Source organism: Enterobacter sp. CRENT-193, assembly GCF_002787395.1.
Taxonomy (GTDB): Bacteria; Pseudomonadota; Gammaproteobacteria; order Enterobacterales; family Enterobacteriaceae; genus Enterobacter; species Enterobacter hormaechei_C.
This window is the reverse complement of the sequence record NZ_CP024812.1, coordinates 80,552-107,216: the sequence shown is the minus strand read 5'-3', so window position 1 is coordinate 107,216 and position 26,665 is coordinate 80,552. Positions and strand designations below refer to the sequence as shown.

Genomic DNA, 26,665 nt, shown 5'->3' with positions numbered 1-26,665 from the left:
TATCTATCAGGTGGCTTAGAAGCTCACGCCGCCGCCGAAGTAAGCGCCGTCTACCAGCGTGTGGTTTGGACGACCGTCTTTGCCATCAACGCTCACGTGGCGGTAGCCCACTTTCAGCGTAACCGGTTTGACCGGGGTCCAGCTTACGCCGCCGTTAGCTTCAACGTAGTTCTTCACGCTGTTGTTCAGTCCGTCTGGCGCAACGTAGCCTTCACCGAATACCCTGATGCTGTCGGTCAGGGCAACGTTCACACCGCCGCCGACCGGGAACGCCACGCCGTTATCGCCTTTCTTCGGGCCAACGTAGAGGGCCTTAGCGCCTGCGTTCAGCATTACCGGGCCGACCTCGAAATTGTAGCCTGCGCCCACGCCACCGGTCGTGGTGCCGTCGTCGGTGTTTTTCAGCCAATTACCTTCGGTGTACAGACCGGAGGTTGATTTGCCCATTTCCACATTCAGATTGGTAAAGTTTTTACCCTGCTCAATACTGCCGCCCATTGCCAGTGCGGAGCCCGATACGGCGGTGAGAGCAGAAAGGATGAGAACGTTAAGCTTTTTCATGCGTGTTTCCTCGTATCAAATTAATCTGAGGGCACCTTAACAAGGGATGTTTATGACTGCAAATGTGATGGGTATCGCAGTTTTATGCTGTTTTTGTTGGGTTTTTTAATCTTAAATGTTGATGAGATGTTTTTATGGCAGATCGTCAATCCTCAATCCATTCGTGTTTAGGGAAAGTTTATATTTTTGGCTAAACGTTTAATGAACGAGGCGAAGAAAGCCGTTTGAGGTGAATTAATTAAGTTTCTAATAATTTCCAAAAGTATTTCGGCTGTCACAGATCAAGACAGAGGTTTACATTTCTGGCGATTGCTATACGTATTTCTTTGCCGATCCGCTGTCTTTTCATGTCATTTTTCTGACACGTTTCTTCATTACGTTGTTGGCTTCACTTACTGGATGCTAACAATATGAAAAGAAAAATTATTCCTGTGCTTATCGGTTGTGCGCTCTCTTTCTCTGGACTGGCTGCGCAGCCTACCGCTGAGCGCTATATCGTCAGCTTCCCTGACGCCTCCCATGTGAAATACAGCGGCGCGTTTGCCGATGCGTTCCCGAACGGGCTCCCGGTGGGGATGGGTTCTGGCCTGCTGTTTACGGGCAAGCAGGGCGATGCGCTGACGTTTGCGACCGTGACCGATCGCGGTCCTAACGCGGATTCGCCAAAAATGGGGAAAAACGATGCCAAAATATTTGTTACCCCGGATTTCGCTCCGCTGCTGATGACGATCCGCGTGCAAAACGGTAAAGCGGAGGCCGTGGACGCGCGACCGCTGCATGACGATAAAGGCGAGATCAACGGCCTGCCACTGCAAAGCGGTGTGATTGGTTCCACCAATGAAGTCGCGCTAAGCGACACCTTAAAAGTACTGAAAGGCGATAACCGCGGGCTGGATACGGAAGGCATCACGCCGGACGGGAAGGGCGGCTACTGGCTGTGCGATGAGTATGGCCCGTTCCTGATTAACGTCGACAGTAAAGGGAAAATCCTCGCGATCCACGGTCCGCAGGCCGCGGAAGGGGAGAAATCCATCGCGGGCGGTCTGCCAAACGTTATCAAATGGCGTCAGGCAAACCGGGGCTTCGAAGGGCTGACCCGCATGCCGGACGGACGTATTATTGCCGCCGTGCAAAGCACGCTGGATATCGACGGGAAGAGCAAAAAACAGGCGCTGTTTACCCGTCTGGTGAGCTTCGACCCGGCGACCGGGAAAACCGCGATGTACGGCTACCCTGTCGACAGCGCGGCCTACAGCAAAAACAGCGACGCCAAAATCGGCGACATAGTGGCGCTGGATAACCACACCATCCTGCTGATTGAACAGGGTGAGGATAAAAATGACGCAATGCGTAACCTCATCTACAGGGTGGATCTGAGCAAGGCGAGCGATCTGGCCGCCTTCGACAAGCCGGGCGAATACCCGGAGTTTGATGATGAGAAAACGCTGGCGCAGCGCGGCATTACACTTGCTGAAAAAACGCAGGTGGTCGATCTGCGTGCGCTGGGCTGGCAGCAGGAAAAGGCCGAAAGGCTGGCGCTGATTGACAGCAAAACGCTGGCGGTAGCGAACGATAACGATTTTGGCGTGAAGGTAGCGATGCAAAACCCGGTCGAGGGCAAGAAGCTCAAGGATTATCGGGTGAACGCGGAAGGCAAGCTGACGCTGGATGATAAACCGGTGGAAACCACGCTCAGCGTGAAGCCGCTGAAGAAGCCGGAGTCCGACAGCGAGCTGTGGATTGTGACGCTGCCGGAGGCGTTGAAATAAGTTTCCCCCTCACCCTAACCCTCTCCCCGCGGGGGAGAGGGGATGATCGGTGCGATTTACTTTTTCAGCCCCGCAAACGCTGCCCGAATTTCTTCTTCCGGCAGCTGGATGCCAATAAACACCATCACGCTGTGCGGCGTTTCATCGCCCCACGGGCGATCCCAGTCGGCGCTGTACAGGCGCTGCACCCCCTGGAACAGCAGGCGGTTCGGCTCGCCGTCGATCCACAGCATCCCTTTATAGCGCAGCAGCTTGTCGGCAAACGACAGCAGCAGGTTTTCCATCACGCGGGAGACCTCGCTGATGTCTACCGGGTAGTCCAGCTCCACCACAATCGACGCCACGTCGTTTTGCTTGTCGGACATAAAGTGAAAGCGCGGTTTCGCGGTAACGTTCTCTTCCAGCATAAAGCCGTTGGTGTTGAACAGCTGAGCGAGATCGATATCGCCGTGCGTCACCGTATAAATGGGCGCACGCGAGTTGATGCGCGTCAGGCGCTCGCGCAGTTTTTCGCTTTCACCTGCCACGTCGGTTTTGGTCAGCAGGATGCGGTCGGCGTAGCCCACCTGAGACTGGGCGATGGTGAACTGGTTCATCTGCTCGTCGGCGTGTACCGCATCCACCAGAGCGATAACACCGTCCAGCAGGTAGCGCTGGCAGAGGATCTCGTGGGAGAAAAAGGTCTGAATAATCGGGCCGGGGTCGGCCATGCCGGTGCACTCGATCACCAGACGGTCGAAGACGATGTCACCGCGATCGCGGCTGTCGAGCAGGTCCAGCAGGGCGTCTTCTAATTCGTTAGAGCGGGTGCAGCAGATGCAGCCGTTGGTCAGGGTTTTGATCTGGGTGGCGCGGTCGCCAATCAGCTGATCGTCAACGGAGACTTCGCCAAATTCGTTTTCGATGACGGCGATTTTGAAGCCGTGCTGCTCGTTCAGAATGTGGCGCAGCAGGGTGGTTTTACCGGCGCCGAGAAAACCGGTCAGCAGGGTAACGGCAATCGGGGTCATGGTTTCTCCTTTAGCAGCAGCGGACGCCGCCTTCTCCACTTCCGCCGTAGCGCGCTTCCTGACGCTCGCGGAAGAATTCAGTGTAAGTCATGTACGGCTTATCCGGATGGTTGGTCTTCATATGCTCAACGTAGTTGTCATAGTCCGGAATGCCAATCAGCATTTTCGCCGCCTGACCGAGGTATTTTTTTGCTTCGCCTAAGTTACCAAACATTGAGGGTTCCAGATAGAAGAAGCCCGGAGGCGCGCAGCGATCCGGGCCTACAGTAACATGCTTAATTAATGGTGTGAGGAGGTCTTCACGCCGCCTTCCGGCACCGGCACGTACGGGGTTTCTTTATCCGTACGGCCCTCAACGTTACGCACTTTCATCCAGGTTTTGATGCCGTAGAAGATAATGCTGTACACCACCACCAGGAACAGAATGCTCAGACCCGCGTTGGTGTAGTTGTTCACCACGATATGGTTCATGTTGGCAATCTGCTGCGCGGTCAGATCCGCGCCGCCTGCGGCAATCTTCTCTTTGTACTGGTTAGCCATGAAGAAGAAGCCTTCCAGCTGCGGGTTGGTGCTGAACAGTTTCAGACCCAGCGCCCAGGTAGTGCAGAGCAGCAGCCACAGCGCAGGCACCACGGTGACCCAGATGTATTTGGTGCGTTTCATCTTCACCAGGACAACGGTACCCAGCACCAGGGCCACAGCCGCCAGCATCTGGTTAGAGATGCCGAACAGCGGCCACAGGCTCTTAACGCCGCCCAGCGGGTCAACAACGCCCTGATACAGCAGATAACCCCACAGGCCTACGCAGCCCGCGGTACCCAGAACACCGGCCACCAGAGAGTCGGTTTTCTTCAGGAATGGCACGAAGTTACCCAGCAGATCCTGCAACATGAAGCGGCCTGCACGCGTACCGGCATCCAGCGCGGTGAGGATGAATAGCGCTTCAAACAGAATACCGAAGTGGTACCAGAAGCCCATGTCCGCCCACGGCAGCACTTTGTGGAACACGTGTGCGATACCCACCGCCAGCGTTGGCGCGCCACCTGCGCGGTTCAGCACGGACGGTTCGCCGATGTCTTTCGCGGTCTGCATGATCTGCTCAGGCGAAATTACGAAGCCCCAGGAGCTGACGGTCGCCGCCGCGTGTGCGCTGGCGTCTTTCAGCTGCGCCAGGATCAGCGCGGTATTTTCGCCGCCCATCTCATGCAGGTTTGGCATGGTGATGCCGAGACCCGCTGGTGGGGTGTTCATCGCAAAGTACAGACCTGGCTCGATAATCGACGCTGCAACCAGCGCCATGATCGCCACGAAGGACTCCATCAGCATCGCGCCGTAACCGATGAAGCGCGCGTCGGTTTCGTTGGCCATCAGCTTCGGCGTGGTGCCCGAGGCGATCAGCGCGTGGAAGCCAGACACGGCACCGCAGGCGATGGTGATAAACAGGAACGGGAACAGAGCGCCTTTCCACAGCGGACCGGTACCGTCAATGTACTGTGTCACCGCTGGCATTTTCAGCTCAGGATTGATGATCACAATCCCGATTGCCAGCCCGACGATCACGCCGATTTTCAGGAAGGTCGCCAGGTAGTCGCGCGGAGCCAGAATCAGCCACACCGGCAACAGCGCTGAGATGAACGCGTAACCGATCAGCGCGAAGGTGATGGTGGTGTCTTTAAAGGTCAGCGCCGGGCCCCAGTACGGGTCGTGCGCAATCACGCCGCCGAAGTAGATGGAGGCGACCAGCAGCACGATACCGATGACCGACACCTCGCCAACGCTGCCAGGGCGCAGGAAGCGCATGTAGATGCCCATGAACAGCGCAATCGGTACGGTAGAGCAGACGGTGAAGACGCCCCACGGACTTTCGGCCAGCGCTTTCACCACGATCAGGGCCAGCACCGCCAGGATGATGATCATGATCAGGAAGCAGCCGAAGAGGGCGATGGTGCCCGGCACGCGGCCCATCTCCTCTTTGATCATCTCACCCAGCGACGAACCGTTACGGCGCGAGGAGATAAACAGCACCATAAAGTCCTGCACCGCCCCCGCCAGCACCACGCCCGCCAGCAGCCAGAGCGTACCCGGCAGGTAGCCCATCTGCGCAGCCAGCACCGGACCGACCAGCGGACCCGCGCCTGCAATGGCGGCGAAGTGGTGACCAAACAGCACGTAACGGTTGGTTGGCACGTAGTTCAGGCCGTCATTGTTAATGACCGCCGGGGTGGCGCGCGTCGGGTCGAGCTTCATGACCTTCTGCGCGATGTACAAGCTGTAGTAGCGATAAGCCACAAGATAGACGGAAACTGACGCGACCACGATCCACAGGGCGCTGACGTGCTCGCCCCGGCGTAATGCGACAACCGCCAGACAGAAAGCACCGATGATCCCGAGGATGGCCCAGGGCACGTGCTTAAGTAGTTTTTTAGTATCCATAGTAAGACCTGGTTTTTTATGTAAAGAAAAAAGGGTCAGGGTTCGTTGTGAGGAGGTATTGATTAATGCTGGAGCGATCGTGCCAGATCCTCGCGCGTATAAAGCACGGTAAATAGGTGAGTGGTTGAAAGCGATGCGTGAGCGGTCAAAAGCGAGGGTGAGTGGTTAAGGCTCACCCACGGTGGAAGAAAATATGTGATTGAGATCACTGAGAATAATCTACCCCTGCGGGGTTTCGTCGTTCGCTTCAGGGCAGTGCACGCAGCGGCAGGTCTGATACGCAGGCAGCAGCTGATAGCGCCCTTTGCCGTCGTGTTCAATAATCGGGGAAAGCGCCTGCAAATCGCGGTACACCGTACGTTCGGTAATGCCAAATTTTTGCATCAGATCGCGTCGATTAACGCTTCCGTTGCGGTGCAGGGCAATAATGATGTCAACCAGACGTTCAGCCGAGCGGCTTCGGGGTGAAGGGGCCATAAGACTTTCCAGCGTTAAGGGGGCGCCTGACGACGTCGCCAGCCGCCCCGGAAAATTTATCTTATGGATAGTTAACGGCGCACCTTTGCGGAAACCTTAGCGTTTTTTGTGCAACGGGATCAAATCGCGGCTTCCATCTCCATCATCACCGGGTGGAAACGGCGTTTGAAGTAGATCAGGCCGTGCCCCTCGCTGCTGAGGATGATGTTCTTAATCTCCACAAGGTAGACCAGATGGGTACCGATGGTTTGCACCTGGGTTATCTCGCCTTCCAGGCTTGCCAGAGCGCCTTTCAGCACCGGCTGCGCCAGCGGTCCTTTCTGCCAGCAGGAGAGAGCAAAGCGCTCCTCCATTGCCATGCCGGTCATCCCGGCAAAGTGGCGGGCCATGATCTCCTGCTCGTGGTTCAGCACGTTGACACACAGTTTGCCGTTGCCCTGGAAGACCGGGTTCATGGCGCTGTTGGCGTTGATGCAGACCATGACCGAAGGCGGGGTGTCCGTGACCGAACAGACGGCGGTGGCGGTAATGCCGCAGCGACCCGCATCGCCCTCGGTGGTGACCACATTCACCGCCGCCGACAGGCTGGCCATCGCGTCGCGAAAACGCAGGCGTTCTTCAGATTGCATTGAAACCTCCCGCTGCGTTATTTCAGCAGCTTATCCAGCATGTTGATATCAGTGTTGTCGTGCAGGTGCGGTACGGTCCAGCCGTGCTGGTCGTACTCGGACATGCAGCGGTCAACCATCGCCATCATCTTGTCCATGTTGCCGGAGCTTTGCGCCTGACGCAGGCATTGCAGGCGGATCTCATCCTGGCTACCGGAGTAGTTGATTTCGTACAGCTCGTGACGTCCGCCAAACTCGCTGCCGATGGCATCCCACATCAGTTTCAGAATCTTGATGCGTTCGACATGATCCATCCCGTTGGAGCCGCACACGTACTTCGCCAGATACTGGTCGATCTGCGGGTTGTTCAGGTCCCGCGCGCTGGACGGTAGGTAGATCAGCCCGGAGGTCACGTTACGTTCGATGATGTTCTTGATCTTCGCATAGGCCATTGGCGCCATCACGCGGTAGGTCTGTAACGCCGCGTGGTCAGGCAGATACGCGCCGTTTACCCACGGCGTGGCTTCGGAGCACATGGAGTCGCTCAGCGCCCAGAACATGTTGCGCCACGCCACCACTTCGCCGAGATCCGCCTGCACGCCGCGGAACTCGAGGGTGCCGGTACACTCCAGCGACTTCTTCAGCAGAGCGGTGATGAAGTCGAGCTTCACTGCCAGACGCACGCAGGCCTGAAGCGGGTACATGCGGGCGAAGCCACCTTCCATCGTCCAGCGACGGCAGCGGTCGAAATCGCGGTAGATCAGCACGTTTTCCCACGGGATCAGCACATGATCCATCACCAGAATGGCGTCATTCTCGTCAAAACGGCTGGAGAGCGGGTAGTCGTACGGGGAACCGGTCACCCCTGCCACCATCTCGTAAGAGGCGCGGGAGATCAGCTTCACCCCTTCGGCATCCATCGGCGCGACGAACATCAGCGCGAAGTCTGGGTTTTCGCCCATCACCTGCGCAGAGCCGAAGCCGATCATGTTGTAATGGGTCAGGGCGGAGTTGGTGGCCACCACTTTCGCGCCGCTGACGATGATCCCGGCGTCGGTCTCTTTCTCCAGCTTGATGTAAACGTCTTTCACCTCGTCTGCCGGTTTATGGCGGTCGATCGGCGGGTTGACGATGGCGTGGTTAAAGTACAGGCCGGTTTCCTGAATACGTGTGTACCAGTTGCGGGCGTTCTGCTCGAACTGACCGTAGAAGGCAGGGTTCGCCCCCAGCGCGCAGCCGAACGCGGCTTTGTAGTCCGGCGTACGCCCCATCCAGCCGTAGCTCAGGCGCGACCACTCGGCGATGGCGTCACGCTGCTGGCGCAGATCGTCGGCGCTTTTTGCCACGCGGAAGAATTTATGGGTGTAGCCGCCGCTGCCGGTGTCCGTGCCCCAGCAGAGGGTATCCTGCATGTCTGGCTTGTGCAGGGCATCGTACATCTGGGCGATGGACGCCGCCGCATTGCGAAATGCCGGGTGGGTAGTGACGTCCTTAACGCGCTCGCCGTAGATATAAATCTCACGGCCATCTTGCAGGCTTTTTAAATACTCTTCACCGGTTAACGGACGTTTGGCATCAGCGCGGAAATCTTCAGGCTTCATAGGGACCTCGTATCGGAAGATGGTTGTTAAATTTATGTTTTGTTTTTGTTGTTTAATTGAAGCGTGAGAGGGGCGGAACGTGAAGGGACGATTGGGACAACGGCAGGTACTTTTCGCGAGAGATCACAGAGTGTGATTTCCCTCACCCTAACCCTCTCCCAGAGGGAGAGGGGACGGTTACTCTCTCTCCATCTGGGAGAGGGCAGGGGTGAGGGGAACAGGCGACACCGGTACTTTCTGCGCCCGGTACGCGCTGGGTGAGCACCCCGTCAGTCGGTTAAAAAAACGGGCGAAATAGGCCGGATCTTTAAAACCCAGCTGCCAGGCAATTTCGCTCACTGTGCTGTCGGAAAACAGCAGCAGGCGTCTGGCTTCCCGCAGCTGGCGGTCGAAGATCAGCCGTTTCGGCGAGCGGTTGGCGAAGCGGCGACAGATATCGGTCAGGCGGGATTCGGTGAGATGCAGTTCGCTGGCGTATTCCGGCACCGTCCAGTGCTCGTGGTAATGAGCATCTGTCAGCTGGTTAAAGCGCTGAAACAGCTTCAGCTCACCGCGCATGCCGCCTGACGCGTGGTCGTCGAGCTTCGCGTTGCGCAGCAGCAGGGTAAAAACGGCCTGCGCCAGCAGGACCAGCGTATGCTCGCGACCGGGCAGCTGTTCCGTGGATTCCCGGGCAATCAGCTGCCAGTAGTGCTTCAGCGCCGCCAGCTCATCAGGCTTGTCGGCAAGCGACAGGCAGATCCCCGGCAGGCCGAACGCTTCCCGCGTGCCCGGGTAGAGCACTTCTAACAGCGGCCAGATGAGATCCTCGCGCACCGTCAGCACGTGGCCGTCGCTGTCGGATTCGGTGATAAACGCGTGCGGCACCGACGGTGGCGTCAGCACGAACAGCGGCGCCTGCACCGAGTAACGGTGGTCGTCGAGCTGGAGCTCAATCTGCCCGGTGTCGAGAAAATGCATCTGAAAATACTGGTCGTGGCGGTGCGCCTGCATGTCGCGGCCAAAAAAGGCCGCCATGCGGGCGAACGACTGGTAGTGCACATCGTCGGTGCCCAGACTTTCGTCGTACTCCTTGCTGATATCGATGTTGGTGATGGGGCTCTGACACATAGCGGCTCCTCAGTGGATCTTTTGCGCCGCGATGTCCGGCTCACGCTCAAGGCTTTCCCGGCGCGTCATCGGAATGCGCGTCAGCACCAGCGCGCCCACCACCAGCAGACCTGCCACGAACCACAGTCCCGAGCTGAAGCTGCCGGTCGCGTCGCGCAAAATACCTATCAGCAATGGGCTGACGGCAGACCCGACGTTGCCGATGGCGTTGATCACCGCCAGCGCCACCGCGCGGGATTGCAGGCTAATAACCTGATCCGGCGTGGTCCAGAATATCGCCATGGCGGTAAACGATCCGGTTGAGGCCATGATGATGCCAAGCAGCTGGATCAGACTGTGATCGGTCGCCGAGGCCAGCATCCATCCCGCCGCTGCAAAAAGATACGGCAGGATAGTGTGCTTTTTTCGCTCTTTCAGCCTGTCGGAGCGGCGGCTCCACCAGATCATCCCGAGGATGGTGCAAAACTGCGGGATCGCCGCCAGCAGGCCAATCACGATATTGCTGCTGCCGGTGTTGAAGCTTTGCAGGATCTGCGGCGTCCAGATGTTGATCGCGCTCAGCGTATTCGTCAGGCAGAAGTAGGCCAGCGTGTAGAGCAGCACGGCGGGCGTCAGCACCTCGCGCAGCGTCGATCGCGGCGTGGCGGCATGCGCAATGGCCAGCTCCTGCTCGCGGGCGATCATCGTTTTGAGTGCCTGCTTTTCGTCATCATCCAGCCAGGTGGCCTGATCCGGGGTGTCGTTAAGGTAGAACCAGGTCACCACGCCGAGCACCACCGACGGCAGCCCCTCCAGCAGGAACAGCCACTGCCAGCCCTTAAGGTTCCACAGTCCGTCCATCGCCAGAATGTACCCGGAGAGGATCGAACCGAGCATCATGGTCACCGGCATGGCGATCATAAACAACGCGTTGGCGCGGGCGCGGTGATACGCCGGGAACCACCAGGTGAGATAGACCAGAATGCCCGGCAGGAAACCGGCTTCGGCAATGCCCACCAGCATGCGCAGGACGTAGAGCGTTTCGGGGCTGGTGGCGAACATGGTGCAGGTAGAGGCGATGCCCCACACCACCATGATCCCGGCGATCCAGCGGCGGGCGCCGATCTTCGCCAGCATGATGTTGCTGGGGATCCCGCACAGCACGTAGGTCACATAAAACAGGGTCGCGGCCAGGCCAAACATGGTCGACGTGAGGCCCAGATCTTTGCCCATCGTCAGCCCGGCAAAGCCGATGTTGATGCGATCGAGAAACGAGAAGACAAACAGGATAAAAAGAAACACGATCAAACGACGGAACAGCTTATTAATAACGCGATGTTCAACAGCTTTATTATGCAGGGTTGAGGTCGTCATGTTGCGCTCCACATCGTACGTTTAGTAGACGGATTTATTGTTATCAACTGCTGTGGTGACGTCGGTAAAGCGGGCCGCCAGCGCTTCGGCGCTGCGGGCGAGCAGGGTGGTATCCACGCCGACCGCGACAAACAGCGCGCCGAGTTCAAGATAACGTTTTGCCAGTTGCTCGTTCGCCATCAGGATGCCGGGCGCTTTGCCCGCGCTGAGGATTTGGGCGATCGCCTGCTCTATGGCGGCCTGCACCTCCGGGTGCTGCGGATTACCGGCGAAGCCCATGTCGGCGCTCAGATCCGCAGGGCCGATAAACACGCCGTCCACCCCTTCCACGTCCAGGATCTGCGGCAGGTTTTTCAGCGCCTCGCGAGTTTCGATTTGCACCAGCACGCACATGGCGTCGTTAGCCTGATGCAGATACTCCGGGATGCGGTTCCAGCGCGACGCCCGCGCCAGCGCGCTGCCGACGCCGCGAATGCCGGCAGGCGGGTAGCGGGTGGCGCTGACAGCCAGACGGGCTTCGTCGGCGTTTTGCACCATCGGCACCAGCAGGGTTTGCGCCCCCACGTCCAGCAGCTGCTTGATCTGCACCGGATCGTTCCACGACGGGCGCACCACCGGCTGGCTGGGATAAGGGGCGATGGCCTGGAGCTGAGTCAGGATGGTTTGCACGCTGTTCGGCGCGTGCTCTCCGTCGATCAGCAGCCAGTCAAAACCGGCCCCGGCCAGTAGCTCAGCGCTGTAGCTGCTGGTCAGCCCCAGCCATAACCCGATTTGCGGACGGCCCGCCTTCAGCGCCGCTTTGAATGCGTTTTGCATGGTCATCTCCTTACACAAAGCGGCAGCTGATGGAGCCCATGTTGCCGTAGTCGACGTGGAAGGTGTCGCCTCTGCTGGCGGCAACCGGGCGGGTAAACGAGCCGCCGAGGATGATTTGCCCTGGCTCAAGCTGCACGTCGTATGGCGCGAGTTTGTTCGCCAGCCACGCCACGCCGTTCGCCGGGTGGTTAAGCACGCCTGCGGCGACCCCGGTCTCTTCGATCACGCCGTTGCGGTAAAGCAGGGCGGAGATCCAGCGCAGATCCAGCTCGTCGGGTTTAATCGGGCGGCCGCCGAGGATCACGCCCGCGTTGGCGGCGTTATCGGAGATGGTGTCGAACACCTTGCGCGGGCGCTGGGTTTCCGGGTCAACGTTATGGCAGCGGGCGTCGATCAGCTCCAGGGCGGGGATGACGTAATCCGTGGCGTTGTAGACGTCGAAGATCGTGCAGTTCGGGCCGCGCAGCGGTTTTGCCAGCACGAAGGCCAGCTCCACTTCGATGCGCGGGACGATAAAGCGATCCACGGGGATGTCGCTGCCGTCGTGGAAGAACATATCGTCCAGCAGCGCGCCGTAGTCCGGCTCGCTGATCTGCGAGCTGGCCTGCATCGCTTTGGAGGTAAGGCCGATCTTGTGGCCTTTCAGCACGCGGCCTTCGGCAATTTTCAGGCTCACCCATTCGCGCTGGACGGCGTAGGCGTCTTCAATGGTGATCTCCGGGTACTCCAGCGAGATCGCGCGGATCTGCTCCCGGGATTGTTCCGCCTGATGCAGACGGTGGGCGATCAGGGTATGGGTGTGTTTGTCGAGCATGGCGATATCCTGTTTTTATTTGTTTTCTCCCTCTCCCTGTGGGAGAGGGGACAGACCGTGCGGTGTTATTTAAACAACGCGTGCACGTTGTTTTGCTTGTAATTAAGCGTCGGGTGCAGCTCGTCCAGCTCGAACGAGAGCGCCAGATATCGGCCCGCCATTAGCTCTGCGAAGTGCGTTTTGATCAGCGCAAACAGCATTTCACCGACCTCTTCCCGGCTTTCCAGGCTGCGCCCCGCGCCGATCTTCAGCGTCATATGCACAAAGGCGTAATCGTGCTTACCGTCGGCCATCTGCCAGGTATCCAGCCAGTGGGCGCGGCTGCGGATGCCCCCGAGCGGGAAGATCCCCGTGGCGGCGAGCGCCTCGTTCACTTTGGCGAACAGACCCGGCAGGTCGGCCTGCTCGCGGATGTTGTTGGTACATTCAGCAATAAAGTGCGGCATAACGACTCCTTAGGCGGGCAGCGGGAAAACGGCGTTGACCTGGCCGGTGCCGGAGCTGGCGAACAGCTCGGTGAGAAACTCCACCTTACCGTCGTATTTGTCCCAGCCGAGCATCCCCAGCAGCATCACCGTGTCGTGCATGTTGCCCTCGCCGTAGCAGTAGTCGGCGTACTCCGGCAGCATGCTGCAAAACTCCTTGAACTGCCCCTCGCGCCACAGCTTCACCACGCGCTCGTCCATCTGGCGATCAAACTCGCGGGTGTAGCTGTTCATCCCTTCCTCCGCGCGCTGGTCGTCGATAAAGCGGTGCGACAGCGAGCCGCTGGCGAGCACCGCCACGGTGCCGTCGTATTTTTCGATGGCGCTGATGATGGCCTCGCCCAGCCTGCGGCTGTCGGCGAAGTCGTGAACCGTGCAGAACGCCGAGATGGAGACCACTTTGAAGTGCTTATCCGCGTTCATGTAGCGCATCGGCACCAGCGTGCCGTACTCCAGCTTGAGGCTCGGGATGTTGTGCGCCTTGGCGCGAACGCCAAGCTTCACCGCTTCGTCGGCAATCAGCTGGCCGAGTTCCGGGTTGCCGTCGTAGTCGTAGGTCATGTCGCGAATAAAATGCGGCAGCTCGTTGCTGGTGTAGACGCCTGAGAAATGGTCCGCGCAGTTGATGTGATACGCGCTGTTCACCAGCCAGTGGGTGTCGAAGACGATAATGGTATCCACGCCCAGCTCGCGGCAGCGCTTGCTGATCTCTTTATGCCCATCGATGGCGCCCTGGCGGCAGCCGTAGTTTTTGCCCGGCAGTTCAGAGAGATACATTGACGGCACGTGGGTGATTTTTGCCGCTAACGCTAATTTTCCCATGATCAGATCCCCCACTTTGGAATCGGATGGTCGCCCATGGAGATGCAGACGTTCTTCATCTCCGCGAAGACCTCGAAGCTGTACTCGCCCCCCTCGCGGCCGGTGCCGGAGGCCTTCACGCCGCCAAACGGCTGGCGCAGGTCGCGCACGTTCTGGGTGTTGACGAACACCATGCCCGCTTCGATGTTGCGCGCCAGACGCAGCACTTTGCTGACGTCCTGGGTCCAGATGTACGACGCCAGGCCATACTCCACGTCGTTCGCCAGGCGCAGCCCTTCCGCTTCGTCCTTAAACGGCAGCAGGCAGGCCACCGGCCCGAAGATCTCTTCCTGCGCCACGCGCATGCGGTTATCGACATCCGCCAGCACGGTCGGGCGCAGGAAGTTGCCGCCTTCCAGGTGCGCAGGCAGATCGGTCGGTTTGTCCGGGCCGCCCGCCAGCAGGGTTGCCCCCTCTTCAATGCCGAGGCGGATATAGCCGGAGACTTTTTCCCAGTGCTGCTGGCTGATGAGCGCGCCAATCTGGGTGTTCGGATCGGTCGGGTCGCCCACGCGCAGGCGGTTGGCGCGCTCGGCGAAGCGTTTGACGAACTCCGGGTAGATGCTCTGCTGGATGAAGATGCGCGAGCCGGCGGTGCAGCGTTCGCCGTTGATGGAGAAGATGGTGAACAGGGCGGCGTCCAGCGCGCGCTCGATGTCCGCGTCTTCAAAAATCAGCACCGGAGATTTGCCGCCCAGTTCCATAGAATACTTCTTCAGCCCGGCGTTTTTCATGATGTTACGCCCGGTGGCGGTGCCGCCGGTGAAGGAGACGGCGCGCACGTCATGATGACGCACCAGCGTGTCGCCCGCCGTGGCGCCATAGCCCTGCACCACGTTGAGCACGCCCGCCGGAATGCCCGCTTCGAGGGCCAGCTCGCCCAGACGGTCGGCGGTCAGCGGGGAGAGTTCAGACATCTTCAGCACCGCGGTGTTACCCAGCGCGAGACAGGGCGCGACCTTCCAGGTGGCGGTCATAAACGGCACGTTCCACGGCGACACCAGCGCGCAGACACCCACCGGCTGCACCAGGGTGTAGTTGAGCATCTTGTCGTCGACCGGGTAGGTTTTGCCGTTCATCTGCTGGCACACCTCGGCGAAGAACTCGAAGTTGTGCGAGGCGCGCGGAATGAGCACGTTTTTGGTCTGGTGGATCGGCAGGCCGGTGTCGGCGGTCTCCATCGCGGCAATGTCCGGCACGTTCTGGTCAATCAGATCCCCCAGGCGACGCATCAGGCGCGCACGCTCCTTCATCGGCAGGTTGGCCCATTTCGGGAACGCCTCTTTGGCGGCGGCAACGGCCTGATGGATTTCGGCTTCGCCCCCGGAGGCTACTTCAGCCAGCACCTCGCCGGAGGCCGGGTTAGTGGTTTGGAAGTACTCACTTCCGGCGACGTTTTTCCCGTTGATCCAGTGGTTAATCTTTTTCATTTTGCAGTCTCCTCACTGACAATTCGGTTTACCAGACGGCCTACGCCCTCCACTTCCACCACCACTTCATCGCCCGGTACCACGTCGGACAGCCCCTTCGGCGTGCCGGTGGCAATCATGTCGCCCGGTTGCAGGGTCATGAAATCGCTCAGATACGCAATCAGGAATGGGATGCTGAAAATGAGATCGGCGGTGGTGCCTTCCTGACGCAGTTCACCGTTAACGTAGGTGCGAAGACGAAGGTTGTGCGGGTCAGGGATGGCTTCTTTTGGTACCACGTTCGGGCTGATGGGGGTCAGCCCGTCGCGGCTTTTCACCCGCAGGTTTGGGCGATAGTAGTTTTCGAGATAATCGCGGATGGCGTAGTCGTTGCACACCGTGTAGCCCGCAACATAGTCCATCGCCTCGGCTTCGCTGACCTTACGCGCGGTTTTACCTATGACCACCACCAGCTCGGCTTCGTAATGCATGTATTCAATGTTGTTTGGGCGCACCGAGGTCTGGTTATCGCCATTAAAGGTGTTCGGCGCTTTGATAAACACCAGCGGCTCGGTAGGCGGTTTAAAGTCCAGCTCGCTGGCGTGATCGGCGTAGTTCAGCCCGAGTGCGAACAGCGTGGCGTGCGGCGGCGTGCGCGAAGCAATGGTAACGTCGCGTTCCATCACCACCAGGTTTTCCAACGGCGGAAATCCCTCTGCCAGAATGCGTACCCGATCGCCCGGGCGAATTTCGACACGGCTTTGTGGGGTACCGAGCAATATCGCATCGCCGGGGTTCAGGGTGGCAAATTCGCTCAGCGCGCTCAGCAGTTCGGCGGCGTTGCGGTGCAGATCGGCCGTGTTCCAGTGGTCCGCTTCGCGACCGTTGATCTCGGTGATGATGGTCAGGTTGTCCACGTTATCAACGGCGACAGGTTCGCCGAGCGGGCAAAATCCATCCCGACATTTGGCCTTGATCGCCGGACGGTAGAAGCTCTCTTCCGGCAGGCTGATTTCGTTGGCCAGCGCGTAGCCAGCGATGTACGCCGCCGCCTCTTCAACGCGGACTTTGCTGGCGGTTTTGCCCACCATCAGCGCCACCGTTGCGCCGCTTAACACGGTTTCTCCCTGTGGGAAGGGAATCGGCTCGCCTGCGCGAATAACGGTGTTATGTGGCTTGATAAACCACACCGCCGTTTTTGGCGGCGCGTTATAGGGGGCTTTTTCAAACGCCTCAGCCCAGGCTGCACGCTGGCTTTGGTGGTTTAGCGCTACGGCAAAAACAGTACCTTTCATTCCCATACTCCTCAAACCGGCTGTCCGGTTTTGATTTCATTAATATGTTAATGATCTGGTTTTATGCTTTTGCTGTTCGTTTCGCAATCAGAAGTGAATAATTTGTGATATGAATAACAATAAATTTACATAAATGAGTTAATTATCTTTTAATTCAATGGATTAAAAAAATGGCGTTGTTTCTGTTAGACTTTTTGGGTTACAACGCGTTGTCTATAAAAGCATCTGTTTTAAATTGTTTACTTGTTAATGATGTAAGGGGAAGGTGATGCATGACTCATTAACCATCGCGCTTTTGCAGGCGCGTGAAGCGGCGATGGGCTACTTCCGCCCGATAGTGAAGCGGCATAATCTGACCGAGCAGCAGTGGCGTATCGTCCGCGTGCTGGCCGAGCATCCCTCCATGGATTTTCACGATCTGGCGTTCCGCACCTGCATTTTGCGCCCAAGCCTGACCGGCATTCTGACGCGGATGGAGCGCGACGGTCTGGTGCTGCGCTTAAAGCCGGTGAATGACCAGCGCAAGCTGTACGTATCGCTGACGAAAGAAGGCAACGCGCTGTACCAGCGTGCTCAGGCTCAGGTGGAAGAGGCGTACCAGCAGATTGAGGCGGAATATACCCCGGAGAAGATGACGCAGCTCACGGCGCTGCTGGAAGAATTTATTGAACTTGGAAACCGACATATTGCCGCGCGGGACGAAGAGTAAAAACCCTAAATTCCAGGATGATTTTCGTAAAGTTTTCCCTTTCCAGGCCGAAAATTCTGTATCTGTCTGAGGAAAGAGAAAACATGTTAAATCGTATCAAGATTGTCACCAGCTTACTGCTGGTTTTAGCGATATTTGGCCTTTTACAACTCACATCCGGTGGTCTTTTCTTCAATGCCCTGAAGCATGACAAAGAGAATTTCACCATCCTGCAAACCATTCGCCAGCAACAATCCACCCTGAACGGTAGCTGGGTGGCGCTGCTGCAAACCCGTAACACTCTGAACCGCGCGGGTATCCGCTATATGATGGATCAGAACAATATCGGTAGCGGCTCAACCGTCGCCGAGCTGATGCAAATTGCCTCTGCGTCTCTGAAACAGGCGGAAAAAAACTGGGCGGATTACGAAGCGCTGCCGCGCGACCCGCGTCAGAGCGACGCTGCGGCACTGGAAATCAAACGTAATTACGATATCTACCACGGCGCGCTGGCCGAGCTGATCCAGCTGCTGGGGGCGGGCAAGATCAATGAGTTCTTCGACCAGCCGACCCAGAGCTATCAGGATGGCTTTGAGAAGCAGTACGTCACCTATCTGCAACAGAACGACGCGCTGTATCAGACCGCGGTTGAAGACAGCAACAGTTCTTACCGCCAGGCTATCTGGGTGCTGATTAGCGTGCTGGCTGCGGTGCTGGTGGTGATTGTTGCCGTCTGGCTGGGTATTCGTCAGGCGCTGATTTCGCCGCTGAACCGTCTGATTGACAGCATTCGTCATATCGCCAGCGGCGACCTGGTGAAGCGCATCGACGTGGAAGGCTCCAACGAGATGGGGGAACTGGCTGACTCCCTGCGCCACATGCAGGGCGAGCTGGTGCGTACCGTGGGTGACGTGCGTAACGGCGCAAACGCCATTTACAGCGGTGCGAGCGAAATCTCGATGGGTAATAACGATCTCTCATCCCGTACCGAACAGCAGGCTGCCTCTCTGGAAGAGACCGCCGCCAGCATGGAACAGCTGACTGCCACCGTGAAGCAGAACGCCGAGAACGCCCGTCAGGCGAGCAACCTGGCCCTGAGCGCGTCTGAAACCGCGCAGAAAGGCGGCAAGGTGGTGGATAACGTGGTGCAGACCATGCGCGATATCGCCGGCAGTTCGCAGAAAATCGCCGATATCATCAGCGTGATCGACGGGATTGCCTTCCAGACCAATATTCTGGCGCTGAACGCGGCGGTAGAAGCGGCGCGTGCGGGCGAGCAGGGCCGCGGCTTTGCGGTGGTTGCAGGTGAAGTCCGAAACCTGGCGCAGCGCAGCGCCCAGGCGGCCCGTGAGATCAAGAGTCTGATTGAAGACTCCGTGGGGCGCGTGGAAATTGGTTCAACGCTGGTGGAAAGCGCGGGTGAAACCATGGGTGAGATCGTGAATGCGGTAACGCGCGTGACGGACATCATGGGCGAAATCGCGTCTGCGTCTGACGAGCAGAGCCGCGGTATCGACCAGGTTGGGCTGGCGGTGGCTGAGATGGATCGCGTGACCCAGCAGAACGCCTCGCTGGTGGAAGAGTCTGCGGCGGCGGCCGCGGCACTGGAAGAGCAGGCGAGCCGTCTGACGCAGGCTGTTGCGGTGTTCCGTATTCAGCAGGAACAGATGAAGGCGCGCGAGTTCGCCTCCGCGAAAAGCGTTGCCGCTCCGGTAGTGGCGCGTAAACCGTCGACCGCAGATGCGGGCGATAACTGGGAAACGTTCTGACGCTGTGCGTTTTGCCGGGTGGCGGCTGCGCCTTACCCGGCCTGCGGAATTGGGTTTTGTAAGCCCGGTAAGCGCAACGCCACCGGGCGATCTTACAGAGGCAGGCGCATGGCGCAGCGGGAACCATACGCTAAACCGTGCGCCGTCTCTTCCTCGCGTTTCTGGCGCAGTTCCGGCGTCAGCGTCGTCAGCATTTCAAACCCTAATCGCCTGTAGAAGGGCGCATTCCACGGGACATCACGAAACGTCGTTAACGTCAGCGAGTTCAGCCCCAGACTGCGGGCATGCGCGGCGGCACGGGCGATTAACTGGCGTCCGAGACCTCGTCCCTGCCAGTCCAGGTGAACCGACAGTTCCACAATAAACAGCGACGATGGATGAGCTTCGGCGAGAATAAAGCCCACAGGCCTGTCGTCAGCCAGCTTAATCCGCGTCCGGCGTAACCGAGGTGATCTTCAACACAAATAACCTCATTGTCTGCCAGCCAGGCCAGCTCAGGAACGTCGCGAAACCGCTGCCCCGCCGCACGTTCGATGGCGGGCAGGGCAGCGACGTCGTCGATGCGCGTCGGGCGAAGGGTGAACGCCGTCATCAGCCAGCGCTGCTCACAATTTTAATCTCCACCATGCCGATCCCCAGCTTGCGCGGAGCGTGACCGAGAATATTCCCTTCGTTAGTGGACTGCGGATCGGGCGGCACAATGACCAGCGTATTGCTGCGCGTTGGGTTATCGAAGTGCAGCGTGCTGGTGGTGACATCATTGCTCAGCGTCAGCGTCTGTTCTTTATCGCCGACGCGCACCGGTATAGGGCGATTCGCGTTGGGACCAAATGCCCTGGCGGTGATCACCAGATCGAATTTCTCCGGCAGCGGATGGGTATATTCAATTTTCACCTCATCGCCTAACTGGGCGTTAGACCAGCGCCCCCATGATTCCGGCCGCGAAATACCGCTGAACTGCTTCACCTCTTCCGGCGCGCCGGCAACATTAAAGATGAAGCTGTCTGCTTTATAACGAATGTCGTTGTCGACGATTTTCAGCAGGTCAACGTTGCGCTGATAGCGTGCGGTATCAATAACCGTATCTTTAAACGCGGTTTTTCCCTGCCACTGCGGTTTGTCAACGTGTTGCACGGTCTGCTCGCCGCCGAGTTGCCCCTGAGAGACGCACCAGTCGGTGGACAGCGACAGCTGTTGCGACCAGAGCTGGCCCATTTTGTAGCATTTGTCGACCCAGACGAAATTATCGCGCGGGGCGAATTCCGCCAGCTGGAAGCGCAGTGGCGCGGAGTATTCGCTTTCCGGCAGCGGCTCGACGCGGTTATCCGACACGCGCAGCAGCAGTGGCAGGCGGAAATGGCTGCCGGAGAACGCGATCATTTTTTTATCCTGATCGATGGTGAAGTCTTTTATCTCTTTCGGGAAGTTCCACAGACGAATGATATCCGGCTTCCAGGCGAGGATTTTTTCCTTCATGTTGAGGAAGATTTCCGACAGGGACTGGCCCGACAGCGTACTGCGGCCCAGTCCAATGAAGTTATCGCCACCCAGAATATCCAGCACGGTAGCGCCGTTATCCATCGAGTTACGTTTAGCGGCAATGATCTCCTGCTGCGGTTTATCGCCGCGCAGCACAAAGAACAGGTTGCTGCGATCCAGCTTATTCAGCTCATCCCAGGCGCTGTTTTTCATCGCCAGATGGTCAGATGAGACGACGATGACCGTATTTTTGAAATACGGCGACGCTTTGATTTTTTCGATTAACGCCGCGATATGCTCCTGGCTACAGGTCACGGCGCTGAACGACTTGTTGTTTTTACCGTCAATGTCGTAGCCCTGACGTTTACAGGTGCGTGAGACAAAACCATCCGGATGATGCGTGTCGACGGTCAACGCAAACAGCGAGAAGCGTTTACCGGCGCGGGAAAGCTCCTCGAATTTCTTCCAGGTTTCATCCAGAACGGTATCGTCGTAAAAGCCCCAGTCGTTGCGGTAGGCCGGATCGGCCACCGTGGTTTTCAGCTCTTCGGAACCATACAAGTGATCGAAACCGTGGGATTTCAGGAACACATCTTTCCCGGCAAAGCGCAGGTTAGCGCCCTGCATAAAGTAGTTTTCATAGCCCGAGTTTTTCAGGATATCGCCGAGGCAAATGTTCTGCGGGAAGAAGCTCGACATTGAGGCGGAAGCGTTGCCTTCAAACGGAGCGAACAGCGGAATGCCGCACTGGGAGGCCACCATCCCGGCGATGGTGTAATCCGTGCCAGGGAGCTGCATGGTGTGGCTGAAGTCGAGGCCCTGGTTTTTCAGCGCGCCAAGCTCTGGCGTCAGGTTCGGGAAAGCATCGTTATCAAAATAGGTGCGCTCCAGACTTTCGCCGTAGATATAGACCAGGTTGAGTCTGGGATTGTCGATCTTCTTCGAGGGTTCTTTGTAATAGGCCGCAAAGTCCGGGTCGCCATCGCGCGACTGGGATTTTACCAGCTCGGTAATTTGATGGAATGCGGGGCTGGCATCCACGGAGGCCAGCGCCAGGCACAGCGCCAGCAGGCTGTAGCCATGATGATGCGGACGGTGACGGCGACGGCGCAGAACCCAGGCCAGCGCGGCGAAGATGCCCACCAGGGCGACCACCAGCCCCAGACCCGGAAGGATATACTTACCTACACCAGCGCCGGTCAGGCTGTTGGTCAACGTGTAGAGCACCGCGTCGTTAATACCGTCGCCGGTAAAATAATCGCTGGCATATAACGTAATGTTTAAAACAATAAAAATGCCGAGCACCACCAGGGTGGCCACAAACCACCAGGTGTGACGACCGGCTTTCCAGGCATAAACGCCGATGGAAGCCAGGAAAAGGACAAGGGACATTAACTCTGACAACAGCAGATCCTCATCATGCCGGACGCTTAGCCGGCTAATTGCTTATTTTTTGGGTAATACAATGTAATTGCGATGTCGCTTAGCTGCAATTTTAGTGTCACGAAAGTGTGCTGTTGTTAGGATTTGGTTTATAAAATCGGATTTTTGAATACAGTCGCATCGTGGTATACGGAGGCTGAGGTGGTGGCAGGGGATAAAAAAACGCACTTCACGCCGCGGTGTAAGACTAACGTAATAAACCCGGCGTGTTGTGGCAGAAAATGGGAGACGATCAGGAGAGGAAATTAACGCCTTGTTTCAGCACCAGATCGCAGGCTTTCGTTTTCACCTGTTTCGCCAGAGATGAATTTCCAAGGGTGCTGAGGTTCAGCTGCTGGCCATTTTGCGCGTTCAGCAGGCCCTGAATACCGTCCATATAGTTGGTGTCCGCTTTCTGCTCCTGGGTGTCCAGACCCAGTTTACCCAGCACCTGGTTTTTAATGTTTTCGGTATCGGTGACGGAAGCCAGTTTCTGCTTCGCGCAGTATTCCAGAATGCCCGCCGCATTGTTCATCGTGCCGGCGCTCAGGCTTTGGGAGCTGTTACTCAGCAGGCCGGTGAGGGACGAGGCTGACAGCCCGCCCTGGGAAGTGCCGCTCTCTTTGGTTAACTCACTTGCTGCGCTGGAGAGCGACTCCTGCCATGATGCGGCCTGCGCTGCGCCAGTCACCAGCAGGGTGCCAGTAAGGATGCTGATAAGAAACTGTTTTTTCATAATGATTTACTCAACAAGGTCCGTTTTGGGCCAGAAGTGGGTTCAGTATATACCTCTGCTCTTCCGGCGCTCCCTGGAAATATCTTAATACTCTTTGCCGGTGACGCGGCTGCGGTAGCTGTCCCAGTCGAAGATGACGTACAGGCTGTTACCCAGCTTCATGCGATCCATTACCCGCTCGCCAAGAAGTCGGGTCATCTCGTCGATATTGTGGTTCGTCAGCATACCTGTTGGGCGTTTTGACGACGAACGGCGATCGACAATCTGGTTGATGATCACTTTTTCGTAGCGGGACTCCGTCTGGACGCCGATCTCGTCGATGACCAGCAAATCCACGTTACTTAAATCATTCAGCAGCTGTTCTTCGCTGGTTTCGCGGTTGCTGAAGGTGTCCTTCATGGCGGACATAATATCGGCCACGGTGATAATCAGCACTGACTTCCCGCGCAGCAGCAGCTCGTTGCAGATAGCGGCCGCAAGGTGATTTTTCCCCGTGCCGGGTTTTCCGCTAAAGATGAAGCTGGCAATGTTGCCGTCAAATTCATCCACATACTGGCGCGCCTGGTTGAGGGCGTTCATCTGCCCCTGCGACTCGACCTTATAATTCTCGAAGGAGCAGTTCTGGTGCAGAGGGCGAATGCCAGAGCGGTTAAAGGTGCGCTGCATTTTCATCGCGCGGTTTTCGCGGGCGAGGGCAGCCGCGCGAATTTTACCCTGCTCTTTTTGCCACGCCAGCAGCTCTTCACCCGTGGTGAAGGCGGGCTTCACGTTGGCGGGCATCATCTTCTGCAAACGTTTCATCAGGTCGCCGACGTTTTTCATTTCGCACCTCGGAATCCATCAGGGATTTTTTTGTCCGGTTCTGAAAAGGCATTGATATCACGTTTTGGCTGGCCATTGTTGCTGGCGCGGTTGATTTGCAGACTGCGCGCGAACTTTTGCTGCCACTGAACATGGTGGAAGACTTTTCCTTCAGCCTGCCAGTAAGCGGTAAAGGCCGCCAGCTCTTCTGGCGTCGCGGGCTGCGCGAGGGCTATTCCCCATAAGGCCGCCTGCCGCTGAAAATCGGCGTCCGGCTGCCAACCGGCGTACATGGGAAATTTCCCCATTGGAACGGCCACCGGAGCGCTGGCGGGTTCGTCAAAAAACTGATTATCCAGCATGACATCGCTCGCCGGGCGCGACAGCTTCGCTTCAATTTCCAGAAGCTGCGCCAGACGTTCCGGCGTGACCGCATAAAACGCCGGGGCGTTGTCGGCAAATACCGCGAGCGTGCCGCCTTCGGCGTGCGTCAACACACCGCGAGGATCGCGCATAAAGGCATCAATGCCAGCAATGCTGGTGGTCAGGATTCTGGAGGACATAACACTTTCTCAACTGATTACTACGGGCGTGATTGAGGGTTATGGTAGCACAGAGAGAGGAGAGGAAAGGAGAGGATTTCCCCGGCGGCGTTACGCTTACCGGGGCTAAAATCACAGGAGCTGATTACGCGATGATGTTCAGCGTCACGTCGATATTGCCGCGCGTCGCGTTAGAGTACGGACAGACGATATGCGCCGCATCCACCAGTTTTTTGGCTTCCGCTGCGTCCATCCCTTCAACGTGGATGTTCAGCTTCGCTTCGATACCAAAACCGGTTGGCAGCGGGCCAATCCCCACTTCGCCTTCAATAAAGGCATCTTTTGGCAGAGCGAATTTGTCGCGTGCCGCAACGAACTTCATTGCGCCCAGGAAGCAGGCGGAGTAGCCCGCAGCGAACAGCTGTTCAGGGTTGGTTACTTCACCCCCCATGCCACCCATCTCTTTGGGGACACCCAGTTTGACATCCAGAACGCCATCGGAAGACGTTGCGCGGCCATCACGGCCTCCGGTTGCTTTGGCTTTGGCAGTGTAAACAACTTTTTCTAAAGACATGGCAGGTTCCTCATCTTACGTTTATATGCACTATTAAATAGCGCGCGATGTATTAAGTTAAAATCAGGCGCGTAAAGTATAGCCTTACGCGCGATGAAGCTGTTGGCGCAAAAGTTCGAGCTGGTGCTTGAGCGCCAGCATGGTGTCGGTATCACACTGCGCTGCACAGCCCACGGCGTGGGGTATCGTCACGGCCTGCTGTTGCAGCGCCCGACCCGCGTCGCTCAGGGTGACGGCGACCTGACGCTCATCCTGACGGGAACGCTGGCGGAAGATTAATCCTGCACTTTCCAGGCGTTTCAGCAGGGGCGTCAGCGTGGCGGAATCCAGGAACAGCCGCTCGCCAATGTCTGATACCGTAATATCATCCTGCTCCCACAGCACCAGCATCACCAGGTATTGCGGGTAGGTCAGGTTAAGCGGCGCCAGCAGTTGCCGGTAGAGCTTGTTAAGCGCCAGATTTGCCGAATAGAGGGCAAAACAGAGCTGGTTATCCAGCAGAAGCGCGTTAGTGGTGTCGTTCATTTTTGCATCCATGAAATGAATATAGATAGTGTGCGATACAATTGCAAGCTATTTTATTATACGCGTGGACGTTTGCGGTAAAGCCATAAGCCGGGGATCGACAGGCCGATGGAGAGCGCGCCCACAATCGACGAGGCTTTAAGGAAGTTGCTCAGAAGCAGGATCATCTGCGGTTCGCTGTAGCCAAAGTGGCTGATTTTGACGGCGGAAATCATCGCCGTATAGGCTGAAATACCCGGGAACATAGGAATGACTGCCGCCACGGTGAACACCTTCGGATGCGCCAGATACCAGCGGGACCACTGAATACCGATGCTGCCGACCAGCATGGAGGCGATAAACGTCGACCATTCGATATTAAAGCCCGCGGTCATCATGATCATACGTGAGCCGTGGCCAATGGCACCCAGCAGCGCACACCAGGGTAATGCACGCTGCGGGACGTTAAACACCATCGCAAAGCCAACGGCGGGAAGGGCTGCCAGGAGCATGTCCTGCGCCAGTGCGAGCAGAAAATCGATCACGCCCATCCGCGTAACCCCCAGAGTGTCATGGCCATTACCACCCCGATACAGGTCGCCAGCGTCAGCAGGCTGGCTATCGCCCAGCGCGCCAGACCGGTGTTGATGTGGCCTTTGAACATATCAGCGACGGCATTGATTAAGGGAAAACCCGGCACCAGCAGCAATACGCTGGCGGCCATCGCAACAGTAGGCGTGCTGGCGAAGTAAGGCTGGCGCAAAAGCAGGCCGGATACGGTTGTCGCCACAAATGCCGTGATGCAGAAGTTAATTTGCGGATGCAGTTGCCTGTGCGTCAACAACTGGCGGACATACATCGCGATGCTGCTGGCAAAGAAGGTCACGACAGCGCCGTCCCAGCCGCCCGCGTTGAGCTTGCAGAAGCAGGCGCAGGAGAGTCCCACCATCAGCACAACCAGCCAGCGTGGATACCGGAGAGGTTTGATCTGGTTGAAGCGTTTCTCTATTTCCCGCAGATCGAGCAGCCTGTGTTCAGCAAGGATCACAATGTGCTGCACTTCCGTCACGACGTGCATGTTAATGCCGCGGTCATGATTTTTACGAGTGGAGGTGAGGCACTGTCCGTCTTTAATGGTGGTCAGTACAATGGCATTTGACGAGATGGAGCTCTCAACGCTGTCCATCCCCAGCGCCAGACCAAGGCGTGTGGAAAGTTCTTCGACGAGGGCGCTTTCTGCCCCGTGTTGTAAAAGAAAAAGTCCGCACTGAATACATAGCCGCGTGGTAGCACGTTGCGTAGACCGATTTGCCTGCATGAAACGCCCTGAAGAGAAGAGAGATTGCTTACTTTTAACACAAAGGGCAGGGCCCTTTGCGCTGGGCCAGATCAACATTTGTGCGATCAGTTGCGTGTCCAGCATGGCGAAGAGGCCGTATCTTTATTTATTTAATGAATATGTGACGAGAATTTATAAAAAAAATATATTAAGTATTTCTAATTTCATATTTTCGATCTTTTCACACAACCAGAATTAAATTCTTGTAG

26 protein-coding genes and 1 pseudogene are annotated in these 26,665 nt (G+C 57.4%); 3 read left to right on the top strand and 24 right to left on the bottom strand.

Going from position 1 to position 26,665, the window contains the following annotated elements; all coding sequences use genetic code 11:
- Positions 1 to 15: 15 nt before the first annotated feature.
- Positions 16 to 561: a YfaZ family outer membrane protein gene (locus CU081_RS00560; RefSeq protein WP_003856615.1), complete on the bottom strand. Its 546-nt coding sequence runs from the start codon at positions 559 to 561 to the stop codon at positions 16 to 18.
- Between the two features lie 410 nt (positions 562 to 971).
- Here CU081_RS00560 and CU081_RS00555 point away from each other — a divergent pair, with 410 nt between their 5' ends.
- Positions 972 to 2,330, top strand: coding sequence for an esterase-like activity of phytase family protein (locus tag CU081_RS00555; RefSeq protein ID WP_022650344.1), 1,359 nt, complete (start codon positions 972 to 974; stop codon positions 2,328 to 2,330).
- Positions 2,331 to 2,386: 56 nt separating this feature from the next.
- On the opposite strand, the gene yjiA is transcribed toward CU081_RS00555, so the two are convergent.
- The 14 genes from yjiA to hpaG form a co-directional block, all read right to left on the bottom strand.
- The gene (gene yjiA, locus CU081_RS00550; protein ID WP_022650345.1) at positions 2,387 to 3,340 is read right to left on the bottom strand and encodes a GTPase; all 954 of its coding nucleotides are present in this window, start codon (positions 3,338 to 3,340) and stop codon (positions 2,387 to 2,389) included.
- 10 nt (positions 3,341 to 3,350) lie between these two features.
- Positions 3,351 to 3,554 carry a YbdD/YjiX family protein gene (locus CU081_RS00545; RefSeq protein WP_003856610.1) on the bottom strand — a complete coding sequence of 68 codons (204 nt, stop codon included), beginning with the start codon at positions 3,552 to 3,554 and terminating at the stop codon, positions 3,351 to 3,353.
- A gap of 65 nt (positions 3,555 to 3,619) precedes the next feature.
- The gene (locus CU081_RS00540; RefSeq protein WP_022650346.1) at positions 3,620 to 5,773 is read right to left on the bottom strand and encodes a carbon starvation CstA family protein; all 2,154 of its coding nucleotides are present in this window, start codon (positions 5,771 to 5,773) and stop codon (positions 3,620 to 3,622) included.
- A 219-nt stretch (positions 5,774 to 5,992) separates the two neighbouring features.
- A complete protein-coding gene (locus tag CU081_RS00535) occupies positions 5,993 to 6,250 on the bottom strand; it encodes an HTH domain-containing protein (protein ID WP_003856607.1) in 258 nt (85 codons plus the stop codon).
- Between the two features lie 119 nt (positions 6,251 to 6,369).
- The gene (locus tag CU081_RS00530; RefSeq protein WP_017383854.1) at positions 6,370 to 6,879 is read right to left on the bottom strand and encodes a 4-hydroxyphenylacetate 3-monooxygenase reductase subunit; all 510 of its coding nucleotides are present in this window, start codon (positions 6,877 to 6,879) and stop codon (positions 6,370 to 6,372) included.
- A gap of 17 nt (positions 6,880 to 6,896) precedes the next feature.
- Positions 6,897 to 8,459 carry a 4-hydroxyphenylacetate 3-monooxygenase, oxygenase component gene (gene hpaB, locus CU081_RS00525; protein ID WP_022650347.1) on the bottom strand — a complete coding sequence of 521 codons (1,563 nt, stop codon included), beginning with the start codon at positions 8,457 to 8,459 and terminating at the stop codon, positions 6,897 to 6,899.
- Positions 8,460 to 8,636: 177 nt separating this feature from the next.
- The gene (gene hpaA, locus CU081_RS00520) at positions 8,637 to 9,569 is read right to left on the bottom strand and encodes a 4-hydroxyphenylacetate catabolism regulatory protein HpaA (protein WP_022650348.1); all 933 of its coding nucleotides are present in this window, start codon (positions 9,567 to 9,569) and stop codon (positions 8,637 to 8,639) included.
- Between the two features lie 9 nt (positions 9,570 to 9,578).
- Entirely contained in the window at positions 9,579 to 10,922 is a 1,344-nt protein-coding gene (gene hpaX / locus CU081_RS00515) for a 4-hydroxyphenylacetate permease (protein WP_003856603.1), read from the bottom strand.
- Between the two features lie 21 nt (positions 10,923 to 10,943).
- Entirely contained in the window at positions 10,944 to 11,738 is a 795-nt protein-coding gene (hpaI, locus tag CU081_RS00510; RefSeq protein WP_022650349.1) for a 4-hydroxy-2-oxoheptanedioate aldolase, read from the bottom strand.
- Between the two features lie 10 nt (positions 11,739 to 11,748).
- Positions 11,749 to 12,552, bottom strand: coding sequence for a 2-oxo-hept-4-ene-1,7-dioate hydratase (hpaH, locus tag CU081_RS00505; protein ID WP_015572593.1), 804 nt, complete (start codon positions 12,550 to 12,552; stop codon positions 11,749 to 11,751).
- Positions 12,553 to 12,617: 65 nt separating this feature from the next.
- Positions 12,618 to 12,998, bottom strand: coding sequence for a 5-carboxymethyl-2-hydroxymuconate Delta-isomerase (locus CU081_RS00500; protein WP_003856599.1), 381 nt, complete (start codon positions 12,996 to 12,998; stop codon positions 12,618 to 12,620).
- Between the two features lie 9 nt (positions 12,999 to 13,007).
- Positions 13,008 to 13,859 (bottom strand): 3,4-dihydroxyphenylacetate 2,3-dioxygenase, encoded by an 852-nt coding sequence (gene hpaD, locus CU081_RS00495; protein ID WP_022650350.1) that lies wholly within the window; start codon positions 13,857 to 13,859, stop codon positions 13,008 to 13,010.
- A 2-nt stretch (positions 13,860 to 13,861) separates the two neighbouring features.
- Positions 13,862 to 15,328 (bottom strand): 5-carboxymethyl-2-hydroxymuconate semialdehyde dehydrogenase, encoded by a 1,467-nt coding sequence (gene hpaE, locus CU081_RS00490; protein ID WP_022650351.1) that lies wholly within the window; start codon positions 15,326 to 15,328, stop codon positions 13,862 to 13,864.
- Entirely contained in the window at positions 15,325 to 16,602 is a 1,278-nt protein-coding gene (gene hpaG / locus CU081_RS00485; RefSeq protein ID WP_022650352.1) for a 4-hydroxyphenylacetate degradation bifunctional isomerase/decarboxylase, read from the bottom strand. The genes hpaE and hpaG overlap by 4 nt, the downstream gene beginning before the upstream one ends.
- Before the next feature lie 268 nt (positions 16,603 to 16,870).
- Here hpaG and hpaR point away from each other — a divergent pair, with 268 nt between their 5' ends.
- Positions 16,871 to 17,311, top strand: coding sequence for a homoprotocatechuate degradation operon regulator HpaR (gene hpaR, locus CU081_RS00480; protein WP_003856591.1), 441 nt, complete (start codon positions 16,871 to 16,873; stop codon positions 17,309 to 17,311).
- Between the two features lie 83 nt (positions 17,312 to 17,394).
- Complete coding sequence (gene tsr, locus CU081_RS00475; RefSeq protein ID WP_022650353.1) at positions 17,395 to 19,059, top strand: methyl-accepting chemotaxis protein; 1,665 nt, start codon at positions 17,395 to 17,397, stop codon at positions 19,057 to 19,059.
- Positions 19,060 to 19,151: 92 nt separating this feature from the next.
- Here the strand turns inward: tsr and CU081_RS00470 are convergent.
- The 9 genes and pseudogenes from CU081_RS00470 to CU081_RS00430 all read right to left on the bottom strand — a co-directional run bounded on the left by CU081_RS00470 (position 19,152) and on the right by CU081_RS00430 (position 26,435).
- Positions 19,152 to 19,651: pseudogene (locus tag CU081_RS00470) on the bottom strand (GNAT family N-acetyltransferase).
- Positions 19,651 to 21,942, bottom strand: a complete 2,292-nt coding sequence (gene opgB, locus CU081_RS00465) for a phosphatidylglycerol--membrane-oligosaccharide glycerophosphotransferase (RefSeq protein ID WP_022650356.1) — start codon at positions 21,940 to 21,942, stop codon at positions 19,651 to 19,653. The pseudogene CU081_RS00470 and the gene opgB overlap by 1 nt, the downstream one beginning before the upstream one ends.
- A 271-nt stretch (positions 21,943 to 22,213) precedes the next feature.
- Positions 22,214 to 22,696: a DUF2501 domain-containing protein gene (locus CU081_RS00460; RefSeq protein WP_003856582.1), complete on the bottom strand. Its 483-nt coding sequence runs from the start codon at positions 22,694 to 22,696 to the stop codon at positions 22,214 to 22,216.
- An 84-nt stretch (positions 22,697 to 22,780) separates the two neighbouring features.
- Positions 22,781 to 23,518, bottom strand: a complete 738-nt coding sequence (gene dnaC / locus CU081_RS00455; protein WP_003856580.1) for a DNA replication protein DnaC — start codon at positions 23,516 to 23,518, stop codon at positions 22,781 to 22,783.
- Entirely contained in the window at positions 23,515 to 24,060 is a 546-nt protein-coding gene (gene dnaT / locus CU081_RS00450) for a primosomal protein DnaT (RefSeq protein WP_003856579.1), read from the bottom strand. The genes dnaC and dnaT overlap by 4 nt, the downstream gene beginning before the upstream one ends.
- Before the next feature lie 124 nt (positions 24,061 to 24,184).
- Complete coding sequence (locus CU081_RS00445) at positions 24,185 to 24,613, bottom strand: organic hydroperoxide resistance protein (protein ID WP_003856578.1); 429 nt, start codon at positions 24,611 to 24,613, stop codon at positions 24,185 to 24,187.
- Between the two features lie 84 nt (positions 24,614 to 24,697).
- Positions 24,698 to 25,150, bottom strand: a complete 453-nt coding sequence (locus tag CU081_RS00440) for a MarR family winged helix-turn-helix transcriptional regulator (RefSeq protein ID WP_032608457.1) — start codon at positions 25,148 to 25,150, stop codon at positions 24,698 to 24,700.
- 44 nt (positions 25,151 to 25,194) lie between these two features.
- Complete coding sequence (locus CU081_RS00435) at positions 25,195 to 25,668, bottom strand: threonine/serine exporter (protein WP_003856576.1); 474 nt, start codon at positions 25,666 to 25,668, stop codon at positions 25,195 to 25,197.
- On the bottom strand, positions 25,659 to 26,435 hold the full coding sequence (locus CU081_RS00430; protein ID WP_022650357.1) for a threonine/serine ThrE exporter family protein: 777 nt from the start codon (positions 26,433 to 26,435) through the stop codon (positions 25,659 to 25,661). Before CU081_RS00430 ends, CU081_RS00435 begins: the two co-directional genes overlap by 10 nt.
- Between the last annotated feature and the right edge of the window lie 230 nt (positions 26,436 to 26,665).